The following is an 18610-nucleotide window of genomic DNA, read 5'->3' as shown; positions in this document are numbered from 1 at the left end:
ATACCTACTCATTAACAATATTTAAGTTATTATCACTATTTTCCAAAAGAGTCATTGCCGTCTTTCTGTCGGCATGAAGCTGCTCTTTAAGAGAATTTAAATCATCAAATTTTTTCTCGTCTCGGATCTTCTTAACGAAAAAAACTTCAATTTCCTGACCGTATAAATCGGCGTTAAAGTTAAATAAATTCACCTCCAGGAGATTTTTAAGTCTGCCCTTTTCAACGGTGGGTCTGGTTCCGACATTGGCCATACCTTTAAACATACCGTACGAGGTTTTAACTTTAACAGCGTAAACGCCGACTAACGGACATACTATTCTGTTTAAATTGATGTTTGCCGTCGGAAAACCTAAAGTTCTGCCCAAAGCGTTGCCGTGCAAAACTTTACCTGAAATCGAATACGGTCTGCCGATTTCATTTTTTGCCGTCGTAAAATCACCTGATTGAATCAAAGCTCTTATCATGGTGCTTGAAACCCGCGTTCCCGACGGAGCCACGCCTGAAATAGCGCCGGCTTCTATTCCTGCTTCCTTTGCCAAAGCTTTTAATTCTTCAATTCCGGAAACTCCGCCTTTGCCGAAAGTAAAAAGCGATCCGACGGTAATACTTTTTACGCCGAGTTGTTTAACCAGCAAATCAAGCACGAACTCTCTATCGCTCATCTGACAAAAAGATTTTTTAAAAGGCATGCAGAAAACGATATCAACGCCTGCCTCTTTAAATGCCTTTAATTTATCGCGAATAGAATAAAGTCTTGCGGGTACGGCTTTGGCAAAAAACTCCAAAGGCTGCGGTTCAAAAATCATTACTGCGCTTTTTAAACCGAACTTTAAAGCTTTTTCACGCATGGCAGCAATAACGGCCTGATGCCCTTTATGGAAGCCGTCAAAATTCCCGATAGCCAAAGCGACACCGCTTTTGGGACGTTTATAATCGGATAAATGTCGATATAGCTTCATGCGTAAAACCGTTCATCAATTTATTATTAAAATCGTTATTATAACGACTAAAACAAAATATGCCTATCATCTCATCCGCGCCTTAAGCAAAACGCTTCAGAATTAAGCACATATGAAGGACAAAGCCTCTTTGGCTGAAACCTCAGAGGCTTTATGAAAGATTAAAATAACACTTTATTCTTTAGGACCAAGGCCTTTAGCGATTAAAGCGTCAAGCTTCATGCTTTCTGACAGCAAACTGTCAAAGATAAAGTGAATTTCGGGCATATACCTTAGCTTTAAGCGTGAAGCAAGTTCCGAACGGATAAAGCCTTTTGCTTTATTCAATCCTTCCATAGCTTCTTTTACCGCTTTTTCATCATTGGTCAAAAATGACACGAAAATACGCGCGTCACGTAAATCGGAATTTACCGATACTTCAGTGACGGTTGCAGATTTCACGCGCGGATCTTTGACAGAATGATGTAAAACATCTGCCGCCTCACGCAAAATAGCAGAGGCGACGCGTTCGTTTCTTCCAAAACTTTTCGGCATATCGTGTCCTATAAAGAGCGCTTAACTTCGACGTTTTCAAACACTTCGATTTGATCGCCTACGCGTACGTCCTGATAGTTCTTAACGCAAATACCGCACTCGGTTCCTGACTTAACCTCAGAAACGTCATCTTTAAAGCGGCGCAATGAATCAAGCTCACCTTCAAAGATAACAACGTTATCACGTAATACGCGGATAGGAGCTGAGCGCTTAACAAGGCCTTCAACCACCATACAGCCGGCAATCGCGCCGTATTTAGGATGACGGAAGACATCACGTACCTCGGCCATGCCGATAATTTCCTGACGTACTTCAGCTTTAAGCATACCGCTCATTGCTTTCTTAACGTCATCAAGCAAATCATAAATAACGCTGTAATAGTGTAAATCAACGCCTTCAGATTCAATAACGCGGCGAGCAGGTCCGTCGGCACGAACGTTAAATCCGACGATAATCGCATTGGAAGCGGCTGCCAAAGTAGAATCGGTTTCGGTGATACCGCCGACTCCAGAGCCTACGATATTAACCTTAACTTCATCAGTTGCAAGCTTGTTAAGAGCATCGGAAATAGCCTCAACAGAACCTTGAGTGTCGGCTTTGAGCACGACATTAAGTTCAGAGGCGGTATTATCCTTAAACATATTCTCAAGCTTGGCCTTCTGCTGCTTGGCAATCTTAAGCTCACGGTATTTGCCCTGACGGAATAATGCAACTTCACGAGCTTTCTTTTCATCACGGACAACGGTTACTTCATCACCTGCAACCGGGACGCCTGACAGGCCGTAAATCTCAACCGGGATTGACGGACCGGCACTCTCTAAATTCTGGCCTTTTTCATTACGCAAAGCGCGGACGCGTCCATACTCAAGACCGCACAAGACGACATCGCCTTTATGCAATGTGCCTTCGCGTACCAAAACGGTTGCAACCGGACCACGGCCTTTGTCAAGACGAGACTCAATAACAACGCCTGCGGCCATGCCGTCGGCAACGGCTTTTAACTCAAGCATTTCTGCCTGAAGCAAAATTGCCTCAAGTAAAGAATCCACTCCCATACCGGTCTTTGCCGACACCTCGACAAACTGAGTCTCACCGCCCATGCTTTCAGGAATAACCGAATGCTGAATTAACTCATTGACAACACGGGTAGGATCGGCACCGGGTTTATCCATCTTGTTGATCGCAACGATAAGAGGAACCTTGGCAGCCTGAGCATGCTGAATTGCCTCAACGGTCTGCGGCATAACACCGTCATCTGCTGCTACAACCAAAACTACGATATCGGTTACCTGGGCACCGCGCGCACGCATTGCGGTAAAAGCGGCATGACCCGGGGTATCAAGGAAAGTAATGCCTGAACCGCGGGTTTTAACATGATAAGCACCGATACGCTGAGTAATACCGCCGGCCTCACCTGCTGCGACTTTTGACTTACGGATATAGTCAAGAAGGGAAGTCTTACCGTGGTCAACGTGACCCATGATGGTAACCACAGGGGCTCGTGTGACGGCATTTTCCGAAGTCTTGCGCTCTGCAAGAACTTCCTCTTCAATCTCGTTTTCACGGCGCAAAATAACTTTGTGCCCCATTTCTTCAGCGACAATCTGAGCTGTAGCCTGATCGATAACCTGGTTAATAGTTACCATTTCACCGAGCTTCATCAAAGTCTTAATAACTTCTGCGCTCTTAACTGCCATTTTCTGGGCAAGCTCAGCGACCGTAATGGTCTCGCCGATTACGACATCACGAGATACCGGAGCTGCCGGACGATTAAATCCGTGCTGCTGCTGATTAAGCTTAGCAACGCTCTTTTGAGCTTTACCGCCGCGACGGCTGTTGCGTTTTTGATTGGTATTCTGATTTTCAGTCTCTTCACGCTTTTTGGTGGACTGACGACGCTCATTGTTGCCGCCGCGATGACGACCGCGATTTTCCGCTTCGCGTTCCTGAATAGCTTCAGCTTCGCGTACATATTTTGATGTACTGGTATCTAAATCGCTTTCAGAAGCTTTACGACGTTCTTCCTCTTCGGCAGCCCAGCGAGCTTCGTTTTCTTCAGCCAAACGACGGGCTTCTTCTGCCTGACGGGCTGCTTCTTCTTCAATCTTACGCTTTTGCTGCACATCCTGCTGGCGACGCAATGCTTCTTCAGCAGCCTTGTCTTCATCATTTTCCTTACGAGAAGGCTTATGCTCTTCAGCGGCTTTCTTTTCTGCAGCTTTACGTTTTGCCTCTTCGGCTTTACGTTTTTCTTCTGCAGCCTTGCGAGCCTCTTCGGCTTTTTTAGCTTCTTCTGCTTTCTTTGCAGCTTCAGCCTGACGTTTTTCCTCGGCAAGTCTCTTGGCTTCTGCCTGACGAGCTTCCTCAGCTTTACGTGCTTCTTCAGCCTTACGGGCCTCAATCTCTTTAGGATCAATAACTACTTTTTTCTTACGGAACTCAACTTGTACTACTTTGGCACGTCCGGTAGAACCCTGAACGGTCAAAGTACTGTGAGTCCTCTTATTTAATGACATACGTTTAGGGGCATTATCATTTTTATTAAATTTATCGTTCATATTATCACTGCCTCCTACTGCTCATCTTTAAACCAGCACTCGTTACGAGCCGCCATAATGATTTGACCGGCTTTTTCCTCAGTCATGCCTTCAATATCAAGCAAATCGTCAACTGCCTGCTCGGCAAGTTCTTCAGGATCCTTAATTCCGGCAGCAACCAGTTTCATGGCAAGCTCACTGTCAATCCCTTCAAGCTTAGTCAAAGCGTCGCTTCCTGACTCTTTAAGCTTCTCTTCACGCTCAGCAAGAGCTCTGCGGGCATTTTCCTGAAGAATGGTTGCAGTCTCTCTGTCAATGCCTTCAATAGACTCAAATTCCTCAATAGGAACGTAAGCGATTTCCTCTAAAGTAGTAAAGCCTACGCTTGATAAAGCTTCTGCAAACTCATCATCAATATTTAAAGCGTCAACGAAAGTCTTGATTACTTTTCCTTCCTCAGCCTTTAAGCCTTCTTCCATTTCGCTTTCGGTCATAACCTTAAGATTCCAGCCTAAAATCTGAGAAGCAAGACGAACGTTCTGACCGTTGCGTCCGATAGCCAGAGCTAAATTTTCATCAGCTACGGCAACATCGATAGTATGGCTGTCTTCGTTAATAATGATCTTGGAAACTTCTGCAGGCTCCATAGCGTTATTCACGTATTGGGCCAGATTCTCATCCCAAAGAACAACGTCAATCTTTTCACCAGCAAGTTCATTTGATACGGCCATGACGCGAGCTCCGCGCATACCGATACATGCACCGCGAGGATCAATACGGCGATCCTTGCTGCGTACTGAAATCTTGGCACGGGAACCAGGATCACGGGCTACGCTCATGATCTCGATAATATCTTCACCGATTTCAGGAACTTCAATTCTAAAGAGCTCACTTAAAAACTCATTTGCAGTACGTGAGCAAATAATCTGCGGACCTTTACCGTCAGCACGAATTTCAGAAAGTAAAACCTTGATTCTGTCACCGCGGCCGAAAGTCTCATGCGGAATAATCTGATCGCGGCGTAAAACAGCTTCAGCGTTATTACCGAGATCCAAAATAAGGAAGTCACGCCCCTGCTTTTTAACAGTGGCATTAACTACATGCCCTAAATGTTCACGCTGCTCGGCAATTATTTGCTCACGCTCGGCATCTTTAACCTTCTGTGACAAAACCTGCTTTGCGGTTTGGATGGTAATGCGATCAAACTTAACTGAAGGGATTTCTTCTTCTACGACATCACCTGCCTGAATACCTTGATGATCTTCTTTTGCAGCAGCAAGAGAAACTTCAGAAGCTGGGTTCTCAAGAGGTCCGTCAGTATCAACAACGGTCCAACGACGATAAGTACGATACGAACCGTCCTTTCTGTCAATAGCTACGCGAACGGCAATTTCTACAGGATATTTTTTCTTGGTCGCAGTAGCCAATGCGGTTTCAAGAGCTTCAAAAATCTTATCTCTAGGAATTGCTCTCTCGTTTGAAAGTGCCTCGGCAATCGCAATGATTTCCTTACCCATTTTTTAAAACACCTCTTAATTTACTACTGCGGCTTTTTGCCGGTCTGTGGAAATTCCGGGACAAGTCTTGCAACGGAAACATTTGAAAACGCAATTTCCATTGATCCTGAGATCTTGTCATTTATCTTAAGTGAATTATCCTCGGTAACTTCTTCAAGGACGCCTTCAAACTTACGGCGACCGCCTACCGGAATACGCACTTCAGCTTTAATCTTTTTCCCGATATAAGCTTTTGCCTGATCGAGAGTAAATAAAATTCTGTCAAAACCAGGAGATGAAACTTCAAGAATATAAGCCGGAGCAATAATATCGGCAGCATCCAAAGCAGGTGACAGCATGTTGGTAATATCTCCGCAAGTATCAGCGCTTACCCCGTCTTTTGAATCAATAAAAATCTGCAAAAGAGCACTGTCGCGTCCGCCTCTGTATCTGACGCCCCACAAAATAAGATCGCTAGCTTCAATAAGCGGTCTTACGAGTTCATCAATTTTTTCTTCAATGGTTCCTGCCATTAAAACTCCGTGTTTTACCAAAAAAAAAGCCCCTTTCTACATGGGGCCTTCTTTATTAAGTTCCACCTGTTTAGATCTCAACAAGGTTACGCCTTGCCAAAACCGCTTTTAATCTATGGAATAAAAGCGCTGTATTTATACCAAAAAAACAAGAAAAAAACAAGATAGAAAAGCCGTTTTAAGCGTCTAATATTCCAAGTTTATCCTTCCTAACCTCAAAATCGACTCACCAAAACAAATTCAAATACTTTTTTAGTTAAAAAAAGAACAATGAAATTTTTTAAACGCTGTTTTAGTGGTGCGGGAGAAGAGACTCGAACTCTTACACCGAAGGCGCCAGAACCTAAATCTGGTGCGTCTACCAATTTCGCCACTCCCGCAAGAAGTGTGATGGATTTCGTTAGGATGGGGTGGCTAGTGGGGCTCGAACCCACGACAACTGGAATCACAATCCAGGACTCTGCCAACTGAGCTACAGCCACCGTAACAGAAATGCGTGATGCTAAATTCAAGACACTGGCGTGCCCTGAAGGAGTCGAACCTTCGACCCACAGCTTAGAAGGCTGTTGCTCTATCCAACTGAGCTAAGGGCACTTCTTATTGCCATGGTCGGTGATACAGGACTTGAACCTGTGACCCCTTCGTCCCGAACGAAGTGCGCTACCAGACTGCGCTAATCACCGATGTTTATTAGCAATCAACGGGGGCAAATTCTACAGGCCTTTATTTTGCAAGTCAACAATTTTTTGAACTTTTTTTCTTTAGCTTAACAATTCATCTGTAAAGCTTTAAACAAGAGGTTATTTTTCACGAGACAAATTACAAAAAAGTATGCCGAAAAAAGAATTTTTCGCTAAAATTCCATGGCTGTGATCACAGTATAAGAAAGGATGCATATATGCTAGGTTTGGATGTAAGTGAATTAATTTTTACCGTAGGCGTTTTGGCTGTCTGCGGTTCAATTGCCGGATTTTTGGCCGGACTTCTCGGCATCGGCGGCGGAGTTATTTTTGTCCCAGCTTTATATTTCGTCTTTATAAGCGTACTTAAAGTAGATCCTAATCTTGCCATGGTACTAGCCACCGGCACCTCTTTGATGTGCATGATCCCCACCTCAATTTCAGCGGCAATTTCGCAGTATCGACGGGGCAATACCGACATGCATATAATAAAGCGCTGGTCTTTAGGTATGTTATGCGGTGTTGTCGTCGGCTCTGTGATTTCCGCATTCTACGGCGGGCAATGGCTTGCCATTCTTTTTGGCAGCGTAATGATTTTAAACAGCATCAACACATTATTCCGCGCCAATGCAAAACCTGCATTCAAATCTTTACCGCGCCAATTTTTCCAAAACATCATAGCCTTCTGTATATCCTGCTTCTCCGTAATGCTCGGAATCGGCGGCGGTACTCTTACCGTACCAATTTTAAATGCCTGCTCGGTAGAACCTCACAAGGCAATCGGTACATCTTCTGCCGTTTCTTTGTTTGTCTGCGTACCCGGCGCTATTATTCTTATTCTGTCAGGTCATACTCCGCCAAACGCTCCGATTGGAACCTTCGGCTTAGTCAATATGTTAGGAGCTTTATGCGTTATTCCTTTATCCGTACTTGCCGCCCCTTACGGAGTACGCTTTGGTAAAAACATCAAACCTGCCACTTTAAAAAGAATTTTTGCCGTGGCACTTTTTATCGTCAGTGTAAGAATGCTTTTAAGCGCTATATAATACACATGCTTATATTTATGTAGGAGATCTAACAACATGCCAGCTAAGCTTATTGACGGCAAACAAATTGCTAAAAACTTGCGTTTATCTTTAAAAGATAAAGTAGACGCAAGTATTGCAAACGGCAACAGAAAACCGGGTCTTGCCGTAATCTTAGTCGGAAACAATCCCGCTTCGGAAGTCTATGTCCGCAACAAGAGAAAAGCCTGCGAAGAAATAGGAATTGAATCTTTCCCTTTTGATCTCCCTGATACCACCACTCAAGAAGAGCTTGAAAAAATTATTGAAAAGTGTAATCAGGATGAACGAATTGACGGCATTCTCGTACAATTTCCGCTTCCTGACGGACTTGATGAAAGACGCGTTATTGAAAAAATTCTGCCGGAAAAAGACGTTGACGGTTTCCATCCCTACAACGTAGGACGCCTTACTCAGCGCATTCCTGCACTTCGCGCCTGCACTCCAAAGGGAGTCATCACAATGCTAAAAAGCATTAATTGTGAGTTAAAAGGCATGAACGCTGTTATAGTCGGCGCTTCAAATATTGTCGGCCGCCCTATGGCGCTTGAGCTCTTATATGCCGGCAGTACTGTAACCGTAACTCACCGCTTTACTAAAAATCTGCGTCATTTCGTTGAAGATGCGGATCTGTTAATCGTCGCCGTCGGAAAACCCCACTTTATTCCCGGTGATTGGATTAAAGAAAACGCAATCGTAATTGATGTCGGCATTAACCGTCTTGAAAACGGTAAATTATGCGGTGATGTTGATTTTGACAATGCCAAGGAACGAGCATCATACATAACCCCGGTTCCGGGCGGAGTCGGTCCTATGACTGTTGCTACATTGATGGAAAATACGGTTCAAGCATATTTTGAACACATCAAATAACAAAAAATCCTGCTAACGTTAAAGTTAAGCAGGATCTTTACAGTTAACTAAAAGGCGCGGCGACTTCCGCGCTTTTTGTTAAATCATATTTACAACATCAAAATCCACTACCGGGCTTACATCCTTAGAATAGTCAACACCGTCAATCTCAAAGCCAAACAACTCCAAGAACTGATGCTTATAATCCTCATAATCAGTAAGCTGTTTTAAGTTTTCAGTAGTAATGGTCGGCCACAATTCTTTACACTTGTCCTGAATCTTAGGATCAAGCTCCCAAGAATCCATACGTACGCGGCCTTCGTTATCAAGCTCAGCGTCTTTACCGTATAAAGATTTTGCAAACATACGATAAATATGAGCAATCACGGATTCATAAGTTCCGGCGTCTCTCATTACTCTAAAGCAAATAGCAATATATAAAGGCATAACCGGAATAGCCGAAGAAGCCTGGGTTACAACTGACTTTAATACGGCCACACGGGCATCACCGTTAACCTTGGCTAAAACCTGACGATTTGCAGCAGCTGCTCTATCCAAATCTTCTTTAGCTTTGCCTAAAGCGCCGTGCCAGTAAATCGGCCATGTAATTTCAGTTCCGATATAGCTGTAAGCTACGGTCTTGCAGCCTTCAGCTAAAACGCCGGCACCAGCTAAAGCCTTAATCCATAATTCCCAGTCCTGTCCGCCCATAACCTTAACGGTATTTTCAATTTCTTCAGGAGTAGCAGGCTCGACAGTTGACTCAATAATGGTATCGCGATTGGTATCAATGGCAGTTGAGGTATATGCCTTGCCGATAGGCTTTAATGAAGAACGGACAACCTCGCCGGTATCGGGCATCTTGCGAACCGGTGCTGCAAGAGAGTAAACGACCATATCAACCTGGCCCAAATCGGCTTTAATGATTTCAATGGCCTTTTCTCGGCAAGCATCGGAGAAAGCATCACCGTTTATGTTTTTAGCATATAAGCCTTCTTCTTTTGCAAACTTGGTAAATGCTGCAGTGTTATACCAGCCTGCAGATCCGGGACGCTTTTCAGTTCCCGGTTTTTCAAAGAACACACCTAAAGTAGCAGCTCCGGCACCAAATGCCGCACTGATACGTGAGGCTAAGCCGTAACCGGTAGATGCACCGATTACTAAAACTTTTTTAGGACCGTTTTCAATTTTGCCCTGAGATTTTACATAATCAATCTGCTGTTTAACATTGGCTTCACAACCTGTAGGATGAGTGGTTACGCAAATAAAACCGCGTACTTTAGGTTCAATAATCATTAAAAAAATCTCCAAAACGCTTTAAGGTTTTGACGCAATTATACAAAATTACAAAGCTCGAGGCTTAATTTCTCTTAATGAGATACGACACAAAATGAAAATATTCCCCATATTTGTTGTAAGCTTGCACATTAATTAAAAAATATTAATTAGGACTAACATCTTGAAAAAATATAAATTATTTTTTGCAGCGCTCATTAGTGCTTTATGCATAAGCACAGGCGTTAAAGCGCATGCGGCCAAACCGCTTGAAGGATCGTCGGTAAGCGTTATCTATTCATTAAATAACAAAATTCACGGTATAAATTACAATGCTTACATGCATCCAGCTTCCACCCAAAAACTGCTTACGGCTCTTGCGTCTCTTTTATATTTAGGTCCTGACTATACTTTCAAAACAGCTCTTTATATAAGTAAACAAAGTCATGCCAACGGTAAACTTAAAATTTCAGCAAACGGAACATTAGTCGGGGACATCAAAATAAAGTTTACGGGCGATCCATTTTTTACTTCAGAAAATCTTTCTTCTTTATTTAAGAGTCTCAAAGATCAGGGAGTAAAGCACATCAAAGGCAAAGTTCTTTTAGACATAAGCCGCTTTACCGGAAAAGATCGTGCCGACGGCTGGTCGGCAAGTGATCTGCCGGTATGTTTTACCGCTCCGTCATCTGCGCTTATCATAAATCACAACTGCGCAGGCTGCAGACTTAAGCCTTCATCTGTAGGCAACCGTGCTAAAGTTGAAATTTTAAACCGCAATCCTATCAATGTATCTTCAGAAGCCATTACGGTAAAAGCTGGTGATTTTAGAGATAAATGCACTCTTGAGGCCGATATTCTAGGATCTAATTCTTACCATTTAAGCGGCTGTATCCCTAAGCTTAAAAAAGATACCCCCTATCCGCTACTCTTTGCAGTAAACGATCCGAAATCCTGGGGAATAGATTGGACAGCAAAAATTTTAAAAAATCTTAATTTAAGCGTATCCGGCGGGATCAGCGTCACAAAGCAAAATAAAGCAGGCTTTACTCCTTATGCTGTGATAAATTCCCCGCGGCTTTACAATCTTGTAAAAGTAATGCTGCAAAAATCCGATAACCTTTATGCCGACTCCATAGCCAAAACCGTCGGTTTTGAATATTTCAAACGCGCAGGATCTTATCAGGATGCAGTTACCGCAATTCGATCAATATTAAAAGAAAAAGCAGGAATCAATCTTAAAAACGCATATATGGTAGACGGTTCCGGACTTTCATCCCATAACCTTTTATCTGCCAAAAATCTTTTTGATGTCTTAACTTATATTAAAGATCATGATTCAACCTTAAATCTCATCGCTATATTACCCAAATCCGGTATAAGCGGTACTTTAAAATACCGTCCGTCGGTTAAAGGAAGTCAGTTAAAAGGCGCAGTCATAGCAAAAACCGGTTCATTACAGAATGTCTCTAATCTTGCCGGATTTATCAAAAGCAAAAACAATAAATTGATCCCTTTTGTAATTTTGGAAAACTCCCTCACCTATCCCCAGGATTTGCGTGAGGAAATAAATCAGCTAAAGAAAAAGTCACCGCATTATGAGTTTGAAAAGTCTGTAATAACAGATATTTATAATGAAAAAATATTATCATTTAAATAAATTAGTATAAAAAAAACATAAGGATTAGATAATGATAAATAAAATTATTGATATTCACTCTCACTTCACGACACCTGAGTATTTAAAGCTGATTGAACGCCACGGAGCTTCTTTAGAAGACGGTTTTCCCTTACCTACGTGGAAAGTGCAAGAACATCTTGCACTTATGGATGAATGCAATATTGAATGGACTTTACTTTCCGTTTCCTCTCCACAGCCGTATTTTGCAGGTTTTGATGAAGAAGCGGTAAAAATGTGCCGTCATTTAAACGAAAGCATGGCTGAAGTTAAAACCAAATATCCCAAGCGTTTTAAATTTCAAGCTTGTCTGCCGCTTCCTAATATTGAAGCTGCAATTGATGAAGCTATTTATGCACTTGATGTTTTAAAAGCCGACGGCGTTAAGTTTGCAAGCAACAGCAGAGGTTTATATTTGGGAGCTAAAGAACTTAACCCTTTAATGGCAGAGCTTAATCAAAGATGCACAATCTGCAATATTCATCCACACCGTCCCGAGCCGATAAAAGAAGGAATTTTCACCTCAGGTCCCGTTCCTTTGTACGAGTTTTTAGCCGATACTACCCGCGCGATCTTAAATTTGATAAGCAACGGGGTAATTCTGCGCTATCCTAAAATTTCCTGGATCATTCCTCACTGCGGATCGTTTCTCCCCAATATCTATGATCGCTTTGACGGTCTTTCAAAAATTCTGATCCCTAAAGGACTGATGCAGGATGTTGATATCAAAAAAAGCGTAGCAAAGCTGTATTTTGACTTATCCGGAAATCCCGCTCCTCATCTTCTAGATTGGCTTTTAACCATAACCGCACCTGACAAAATCATGTACGGAGCCGATTTCCCTTTTACACCGGCAGCACTTGTAAAAAGCAATTTAAACAAACTGCTTATCATGCTTGATAGAAAAGATTTAGCGCCATACAAAGAACAAATTTTGTACAAAAACGCTGAAAAATTATTTTCATCTCATTAAATAAGCTTTTTCATGTAATCTTTACAAAAACGCTTTATTAGAAAAATGATAATCAACACTCTTTTTGAGTGCTACAATGGATAGCACTCATTCTGAACTTAGAGCCGATTAATTATGAAACTTATTGAAAAATCACATAAGCTTGACAATGTTTGCTATGACATCCGCGGAAAAATCCATCAAGAAGCTTGCCGCATGGAAGACGAAGGCGTTCGTATTCTGAAACTTAATATCGGCAACATGGCTGCATTCGGCTTTGAAGCCCCTGAAGAGGTTATTCGCGACGTTATAAGAAATATTCCGGTAAGCCAAGGATATTGTGAGTCAAACGGAATTTTCTCCGCCCGTAAAGCCATTGCTCAATACTATCAGCAAAAAGGCTTAAAGCACGTAGACGTTGAAGACGTTTTTATCGGTAACGGAGTTTCCGAACTCATCACCATGACCATGACCGCATTACTTAATAACGGTGATGAAATCTTAGTACCCGCACCTGACTATCCGTTGTGGACAGCCGCCGTGTCATTGGCCGGAGGAAAACCGGTACATTACATGTGTGACGAACAAGCCGACTGGTTCCCTGATTTACAGGATATTGAAAAGAAAATCACCCCGAGAACCCGCGGAATCGTGATCATCAATCCGAACAATCCTACAGGTGCCGTATACAGTACTGAGCTTTTACAAGGTTTAATTGATATCGCCCGCCGTCACGATCTAATCATCATGGCTGACGAAATTTACGACAAAATTCTTTATGATGATGTCGCTCATCGCAGTATTTGCACTTTATGCGACGATGTCACCATCATTACCTATAACGGCTTATCCAAAGTCTACCGTGCCTGCGGCTTCAGACAGGGATGGATGATGATTACAGGACCAAAAGCCCGCGCCAAAGGTTTTATCGACGGCATCAAAATGATGATGGCCATGCGTCTTTGCGCTAACGTTCCGCTACAGCATGCCATTCAAACGGCGCTTGGCGGCTACCAGAGCATTAATGAACTCATCGTTCCGGGCGGCAGACTGCATCGGCAGAGAGAGGCTCTGTATAACCGCTTAAATGCCATAGAAGGTATTTCAGTAGTTAAGCCTCACGGCGCTTTATATATGTTCCCTAAAATTGATATCAAGCGCTATAACATAAAAGATGATCAAAAATTCTGTCTTGACTTGTTGCGTCAGGAAAAGATGCTTATCGTTCAAGGAACCGGCTTTAATTGGCCTGCTCCCGATCATTTCCGCATCGTATTCCTGCCCACGGTCGAAGTAATTAACGATGCCTGCGATCGATTAGAGCGCTTCCTCAAGAATTATCATCAATAATAAGCACTGCGGGGGAAACCAAGACTTCCCCGCAATCTATTTACCCTTTACGGGTATTTTTATTACGGCATTTTGATAAAATATCAAAATAACAAGATATTTTGCTTGTATTCCCAAACTAAGACTGCTAAGCTTGCCGAGCTTTAAAAACAATAACAAAAATCATGAATAGCAAAGATATTTATTTTTTATATGACCGTAACGGCATAAAGACTCATGCGGTGATCCCTATTGATACGTACGAGGCTTTCGTCGGACTAAAGAGCATGGTGAAAAATACCGCCTCTCTATCCGGTCATGAAATTTACACCATGACGGCAAAGCACATAACCGCTCAAGGCTATCCTAGCGGACGCCGTTTTAAACCGAGTTTCGTCATATTAAAAGGCTCAAAAGCAGCGCTTATCTGCGTCAAATCATTGCCTTCTAATATCACTGAATTAAGAGAGCAGTTAAAAGATAACGGCAAACTTGAACTTGATAGAGAAAACAATTGTTTCGTGTTTACCTCCGATGTGGAGTTTTCAAGTGCCAGCAGCGCCGCTGCCGTGGTTGCGGGAAATGTCAGAAACGGTCTTGACGTGTGGATAAATCGTGAAGGATTTTCGTTAAAACATTCAGGATTCGGTACCGTAGCCCGTAAAAATAAAAAAGGATTAAAAAATGGAAAAGCGTGATTTTAATAAGAGATCAGCTCCGCGCATTAACAGTAAAGCAAATGCCGGTAAAACTGCGAACAAACCGCGTCAGCGTTTTTTCAATAAAAACGGTGATAAGAAAACCATGCATGATCGCCCTTTTAAGGATACGACCGTAAAGCGTCTTGGTTTTTCACCTTTTCAGATCCGTCTTATTCAAAGTATTCTAAGTTCTGTCTTAGTTGACGGGAAACCTCTTGATAAAGCTTATGCCTATTGGTTTGCCAAGGTTAAAATTCAAGCTCTTGAACAGGGATTTTTAATTAAGCAGATAAACGCCATGTTCAGACGTTTATCTTTTTATGCCATAGTTTGCTGCCTAAAGCGTCCATCCGATTTATCAAGACATATAAATTGGTTAATTCTTGCGTATTGCGCCGAACAGGAATGGCCATTACCCGACATTGACGCAGAAGGTTTTGATAGAGCCGGGCTTAAAGAGCGTATAAAAATTGCCAAAGAAGACGAACTTTTAAATGAAGGCTGCCCGATTTGGCTTAACGAATTATGCTCAAAAGAGCTTGGCGATAAATGGCCTCAAGAGCGCAAAGCTTTAGCAAAAGAGCCGTCACGTTACATCCGCGCTAACGCACTTAAAACAACTCGTGAAAATTTAGGTCACGTTTTATCGGAAGAAGGGGTTGTTACCCGTCCCGTCAAAGGCGTGTACTCAGCGTTAGAAGTCACCTCAAATGCCGCATTATTCAGAACCTCGGCATTTAAAGAAGGTCTTTTTGAACAACAGGACGCAGGATCTCAATTAATTCCTCCTTTCCTTGATGCAAAACCCGGTATGCGCGTAATCGACGCTTGTGCAGGCTCAGGCGGTAAAACCCTGCAGCTTGCCGCAATAATGGAAAATAAAGGCGTTATTATCGCTTTAGATACCGAAGGATGGAAACTTGACGATCTTAAAAAGCGTTCCCGCCGCGCCGGTGCTTTTAACATTGAAACCCGCGTTATTGACTCAACTAAAGTTATAAAGCGTCTTTACGATCATGCCGATCGCGTACTTATTGACGCCCCTTGTTCAGGTCTTGGCGTACTGCGCCGCACCCCAGACTCAAAATGGCGCGATTTACGACCAAGAATTATTGAACTGAAAAAAATTCAGCAGGATATTTTAAGCCGCTATGCACAAATGGTTAAAGTCGGAGGTATCGTAGTTTATTCTACCTGCTCGATTCTACCGTCAGAAAACGAGCTGCAAGTCAAAGAGTTCATTGCAAAAAGCAACGGAGCTTTTGAACTTTTGGAGGATAAAACTTTGTATCCGTCAGAGGGATTTGACGGCTTTTATATGGCAAAGATTATAAGAAAAGCTTAACTCTTGCCGATAAGCACCGTATTTACGTACCAATTTATTAGGTGTAAGAGTTCGAGTCCCTTCTCCAGCAGCGATCTCGATCATCATTAAATTAAGGGATACGGCAGGTCATCCACCCTGCCGTTTCATTTTCCTAAAAAGTAAAATAAGCTTTAAAACAAAGAAAAATCCCGAATCTTATTTTCAAGATCCGGGATTGTTTTTACAAATTTTACTTACTTTAATCCTTTAACGCTTAAAAGCCGTCGCGGCGGAAACCGTTGCGGCGCATACCGCCGTTACGACGCGGGCGATTAAAGTCAAGATTGAATGAAGAACGGCGATCATAGTCATTACGACGCGGACGGAAATCACGACGTGAGCGGCGCGGATCATAATCAATGCTATTACCGTTAATATCACCGGGCTCATGACGATATTCGCCTTCATCAGCAAAATCCTCACGACGCGGAGCATCAAAGTGACGCGGCGGGCGACGACGAGGCGGCTCGGCAGTATACTCTCTTAAATCAAGAGCACGTCCGCAGACTCTTGCAGCTGCCAATACGCGTTTAGTTTCCTCAGGCATTCCCTCAGGCAAATCAACGGTTGAGAATGAATCAAAAATTGAAATCTCACCGATATATTTGCTGTCCATATCCGCTTCGTTAGCAATAGCTCCGACGATCTGACCTGGCTTAACTCCGTCACGATGACCTACAGCCAAACGATAGCGCACCATCTTCATATCCGGGAAATCGCGAAGAGGTACAGGCTCTGCTGACGGCAAACGACGCTCTCTTCTTTCATGACGATCATCAAAAGTACGCATCTCAGGCTCAGGACCGGTTTCATCAAGCAGCAATGCGTTGCCGCGCTGTGCCATCTTGGCAAGAGCAGCCGCAAGCATTTCAGGCTCAATTGAATCATCAGAAAGAATATCGGAAACGACTTCAAGGTACATTCCGAGTTCGCCGGCCTCAATAGTCTCAAGGATCTGATTGCGGAAATTCTCAAGACGACGCTTATTGACATCGGCAACGGTAGGCATACGCATCGGCTCAATACGCTGACGGGTTACACGTTCAATCTGACGTAATGCACGGCGTTCGCGAGGCGAAACAAATAAAATAGCCTCACCCTGACGACCGGCACGACCGGTACGGCCGATACGATGGACATAAGATTCGGCATCATAAGGAATGTCGTAGTTGAAAACATGGGTAATGCGATCAACGTCCAAACCGCGAGCTGCGACATCAGTTGCGATAATGATATCAAGAGATCCGTTCTTCAAGCGTTCGATGATCTTCTCGCGCTGACGCTGCGGAATATCACCGTGCAAAGCAGCACAAGCCATACCACGGGCCATAAGCTTATTGGCAACATCTTCGGCATCGGTTTTAGTTCTTACGAAAACCAGCACGGCATCATACGGCTCTACTTCAAGAATACGGGTCATAGCGTCAATCTTATGTACACCTGAAACAACCCAGTAACGTTGATGAACGGTAGTTGCAGTGGTGGTCTTTGATTCGATGCGTACTTCAACCGGAGTATTTAAATGATCGCGAGCGATGCGGCGAATTGCTTCAGGCATAGTTGCAGAGAACAATGCAGTATGGCGCTCGGCCGGAGTATGATTCAAAATCCAATCGACGTCATCGATAAAGCCCATGCGCAACATTTCATCAGCTTCATCGATAACCATATAAGAAACACTTGATAAATCGATTTTACCGCGTTCGATTAAATCGATAAGACGACCGGGAGTTGCAACTACAACCTGTGCTCCATGACGAATCGATCTTATTTGATTGTCATATGATGCGCCGCCGTAAATAGGAACGACGTGGAAATCCTCGATGTGGCGGGCAAAAGCTTGGAAAGATTCAGCTACCTGCAAAGCAAGCTCGCGAGTAGGTTCCAATACCAAGGCAAAAATATTCTTATTTTCAGGTTCAAGTTTTGAAAGGATCGGCAAGGCGAAAGCTGCGGTTTTTCCGGTACCGGTCTGTGCCTGACCTATCATGTCATCACCTGACATCATTACCGGAATAGCACGTTCCTGAATAGGAGTCGGACTTTCAAAGCCTAAATCTTTAATTGCCTGTAAAACTAATGGGCTTAACTGTAAAGAATCAAAAGAGATTAACTCAGGCTCTTTTTCTTCTTCAACAGCAACTTGTTCATCATTTTGTTCTTCACTTTCTTTAAGCAGCAAGCTCTCATCAGCCCCAACGGAAACAGTGATACCCTCACTGTTCTCTACTTCTTTGATTTCATCATTATTGACGATTTCAGTCATTAATTTCTCCTAAAAGATACAAAGCGGCATCCCCCACACCTAACTTTCCTACGCCCTATCTGTCTACTTATCCGTTTATACAGATTAAATTCGCGCAAAAAACTCTTACCAAAAGATACTCTCGGAACGGCCCGCAACCCCTGCGCACCCGGACACCGCATAAAAACGCACATATTATACATGCAAAACTTGATTCTTCTCACACTTTTTACGGACTTTACCCAAAAGCCTAAATCATTTTTTGCCAACAACTTACGTAATTTTTGCAAATCATGATGCTTTTACAAAAATCATTTTTTACAAAAACATATAATTTTGCAAAAAATCATATGCACCAAAATCATTCAAAAATATTTTATTTTGAAAAAATATATTCATTAAATTCA

Annotated in this window: 14 protein-coding genes and 4 tRNA genes; 7 read left to right on the top strand and 11 right to left on the bottom strand. The window is 43.0% G+C overall.

The window, feature by feature from the left end:
- Positions 1 to 4: 4 nt before the first annotated feature.
- The 9 genes from ribF to QZ019_RS01260 all read right to left on the bottom strand — a co-directional run bounded on the left by ribF (position 5) and on the right by QZ019_RS01260 (position 6744).
- Positions 5 to 961, bottom strand: a complete 957-nt coding sequence (gene ribF, locus QZ019_RS01300) for a bifunctional riboflavin kinase/FAD synthetase (RefSeq protein ID WP_295481786.1) — start codon at positions 959 to 961, stop codon at positions 5 to 7.
- A gap of 174 nt (positions 962 to 1135) precedes the next feature.
- Positions 1136 to 1495 carry a 30S ribosome-binding factor RbfA gene (gene rbfA, locus QZ019_RS01295; protein WP_294567456.1) on the bottom strand — a complete coding sequence of 120 codons (360 nt, stop codon included), beginning with the start codon at positions 1493 to 1495 and terminating at the stop codon, positions 1136 to 1138.
- Between the two features lie 8 nt (positions 1496 to 1503).
- Positions 1504 to 4053, bottom strand: coding sequence for a translation initiation factor IF-2 (gene infB / locus QZ019_RS01290; protein ID WP_295481785.1), 2550 nt, complete (start codon positions 4051 to 4053; stop codon positions 1504 to 1506).
- Positions 4054 to 4067: 14 nt separating this feature from the next.
- A complete protein-coding gene (gene nusA, locus QZ019_RS01285) occupies positions 4068 to 5549 on the bottom strand; it encodes a transcription termination factor NusA (protein WP_295481783.1) in 1482 nt (493 codons plus the stop codon).
- 23 nt (positions 5550 to 5572) lie between these two features.
- Complete coding sequence (gene rimP / locus QZ019_RS01280) at positions 5573 to 6061, bottom strand: ribosome maturation factor RimP (RefSeq protein WP_294567451.1); 489 nt, start codon at positions 6059 to 6061, stop codon at positions 5573 to 5575.
- A gap of 296 nt (positions 6062 to 6357) precedes the next feature.
- Positions 6358 to 6441, bottom strand: a tRNA-Leu gene (locus QZ019_RS01275).
- A 26-nt stretch (positions 6442 to 6467) separates the two neighbouring features.
- A tRNA-His gene (locus QZ019_RS01270) sits at positions 6468 to 6543 on the bottom strand.
- A 35-nt stretch (positions 6544 to 6578) separates the two neighbouring features.
- A tRNA-Arg gene (locus tag QZ019_RS01265) sits at positions 6579 to 6655 on the bottom strand.
- Positions 6656 to 6667: 12 nt separating this feature from the next.
- Positions 6668 to 6744: transfer RNA gene (locus QZ019_RS01260), tRNA-Pro, on the bottom strand.
- 215 nt (positions 6745 to 6959) lie between these two features.
- Here QZ019_RS01260 and QZ019_RS01255 point away from each other — a divergent pair.
- A complete protein-coding gene (locus QZ019_RS01255; protein ID WP_294567449.1) occupies positions 6960 to 7787 on the top strand; it encodes a sulfite exporter TauE/SafE family protein in 828 nt (275 codons plus the stop codon).
- Positions 7788 to 7823: 36 nt separating this feature from the next.
- A complete protein-coding gene (gene folD, locus QZ019_RS01250) occupies positions 7824 to 8678 on the top strand; it encodes a bifunctional methylenetetrahydrofolate dehydrogenase/methenyltetrahydrofolate cyclohydrolase FolD (protein WP_294567447.1) in 855 nt (284 codons plus the stop codon).
- Between the two features lie 78 nt (positions 8679 to 8756).
- Here the strand turns inward: folD and fabV are convergent, their stop codons facing one another.
- Entirely contained in the window at positions 8757 to 9953 is a 1197-nt protein-coding gene (gene fabV / locus QZ019_RS01245) for an enoyl-ACP reductase FabV (protein WP_295481781.1), read from the bottom strand.
- 163 nt (positions 9954 to 10116) lie between these two features.
- Between fabV and dacB the strand changes: the two genes are divergently transcribed.
- The 5 genes from dacB (at position 10117) to QZ019_RS01220 (ending at position 15937) form a co-directional block, all read left to right on the top strand.
- A complete protein-coding gene (gene dacB, locus QZ019_RS01240; protein WP_295481779.1) occupies positions 10117 to 11592 on the top strand; it encodes a D-alanyl-D-alanine carboxypeptidase/D-alanyl-D-alanine-endopeptidase in 1476 nt (491 codons plus the stop codon).
- A 31-nt stretch (positions 11593 to 11623) separates the two neighbouring features.
- Complete coding sequence (locus QZ019_RS01235; RefSeq protein WP_295481778.1) at positions 11624 to 12583, top strand: amidohydrolase family protein; 960 nt, start codon at positions 11624 to 11626, stop codon at positions 12581 to 12583.
- A gap of 114 nt (positions 12584 to 12697) precedes the next feature.
- Positions 12698 to 13912 carry a pyridoxal phosphate-dependent aminotransferase gene (locus QZ019_RS01230; RefSeq protein WP_294567439.1) on the top strand — a complete coding sequence of 405 codons (1215 nt, stop codon included), beginning with the start codon at positions 12698 to 12700 and terminating at the stop codon, positions 13910 to 13912.
- A 164-nt stretch (positions 13913 to 14076) separates the two neighbouring features.
- Positions 14077 to 14589 carry a DUF4357 domain-containing protein gene (locus QZ019_RS01225; protein ID WP_294567437.1) on the top strand — a complete coding sequence of 171 codons (513 nt, stop codon included), beginning with the start codon at positions 14077 to 14079 and terminating at the stop codon, positions 14587 to 14589.
- Positions 14576 to 15937 (top strand): RsmB/NOP family class I SAM-dependent RNA methyltransferase, encoded by a 1362-nt coding sequence (locus QZ019_RS01220; protein WP_294567435.1) that lies wholly within the window; start codon positions 14576 to 14578, stop codon positions 15935 to 15937. Before QZ019_RS01225 ends, QZ019_RS01220 begins: the two co-directional genes overlap by 14 nt.
- Positions 15938 to 16172: 235 nt before the next feature.
- Here QZ019_RS01220 and QZ019_RS01215 read toward each other — a convergent pair whose 3' ends face one another.
- Positions 16173 to 18224 (bottom strand): DEAD/DEAH box helicase, encoded by a 2052-nt coding sequence (locus QZ019_RS01215; protein WP_294567433.1) that lies wholly within the window; start codon positions 18222 to 18224, stop codon positions 16173 to 16175.
- Between the last annotated feature and the right edge of the window lie 386 nt (positions 18225 to 18610).

Source organism: uncultured Succinatimonas sp., from assembly GCF_905203285.1.
Classification (GTDB): Bacteria; Pseudomonadota; Gammaproteobacteria; order Enterobacterales; family Succinivibrionaceae; genus Succinatimonas.
The sequence above is the reverse complement of the archived record's forward strand: the minus strand, read 5'-3'. Positions and strand labels throughout refer to the sequence as shown.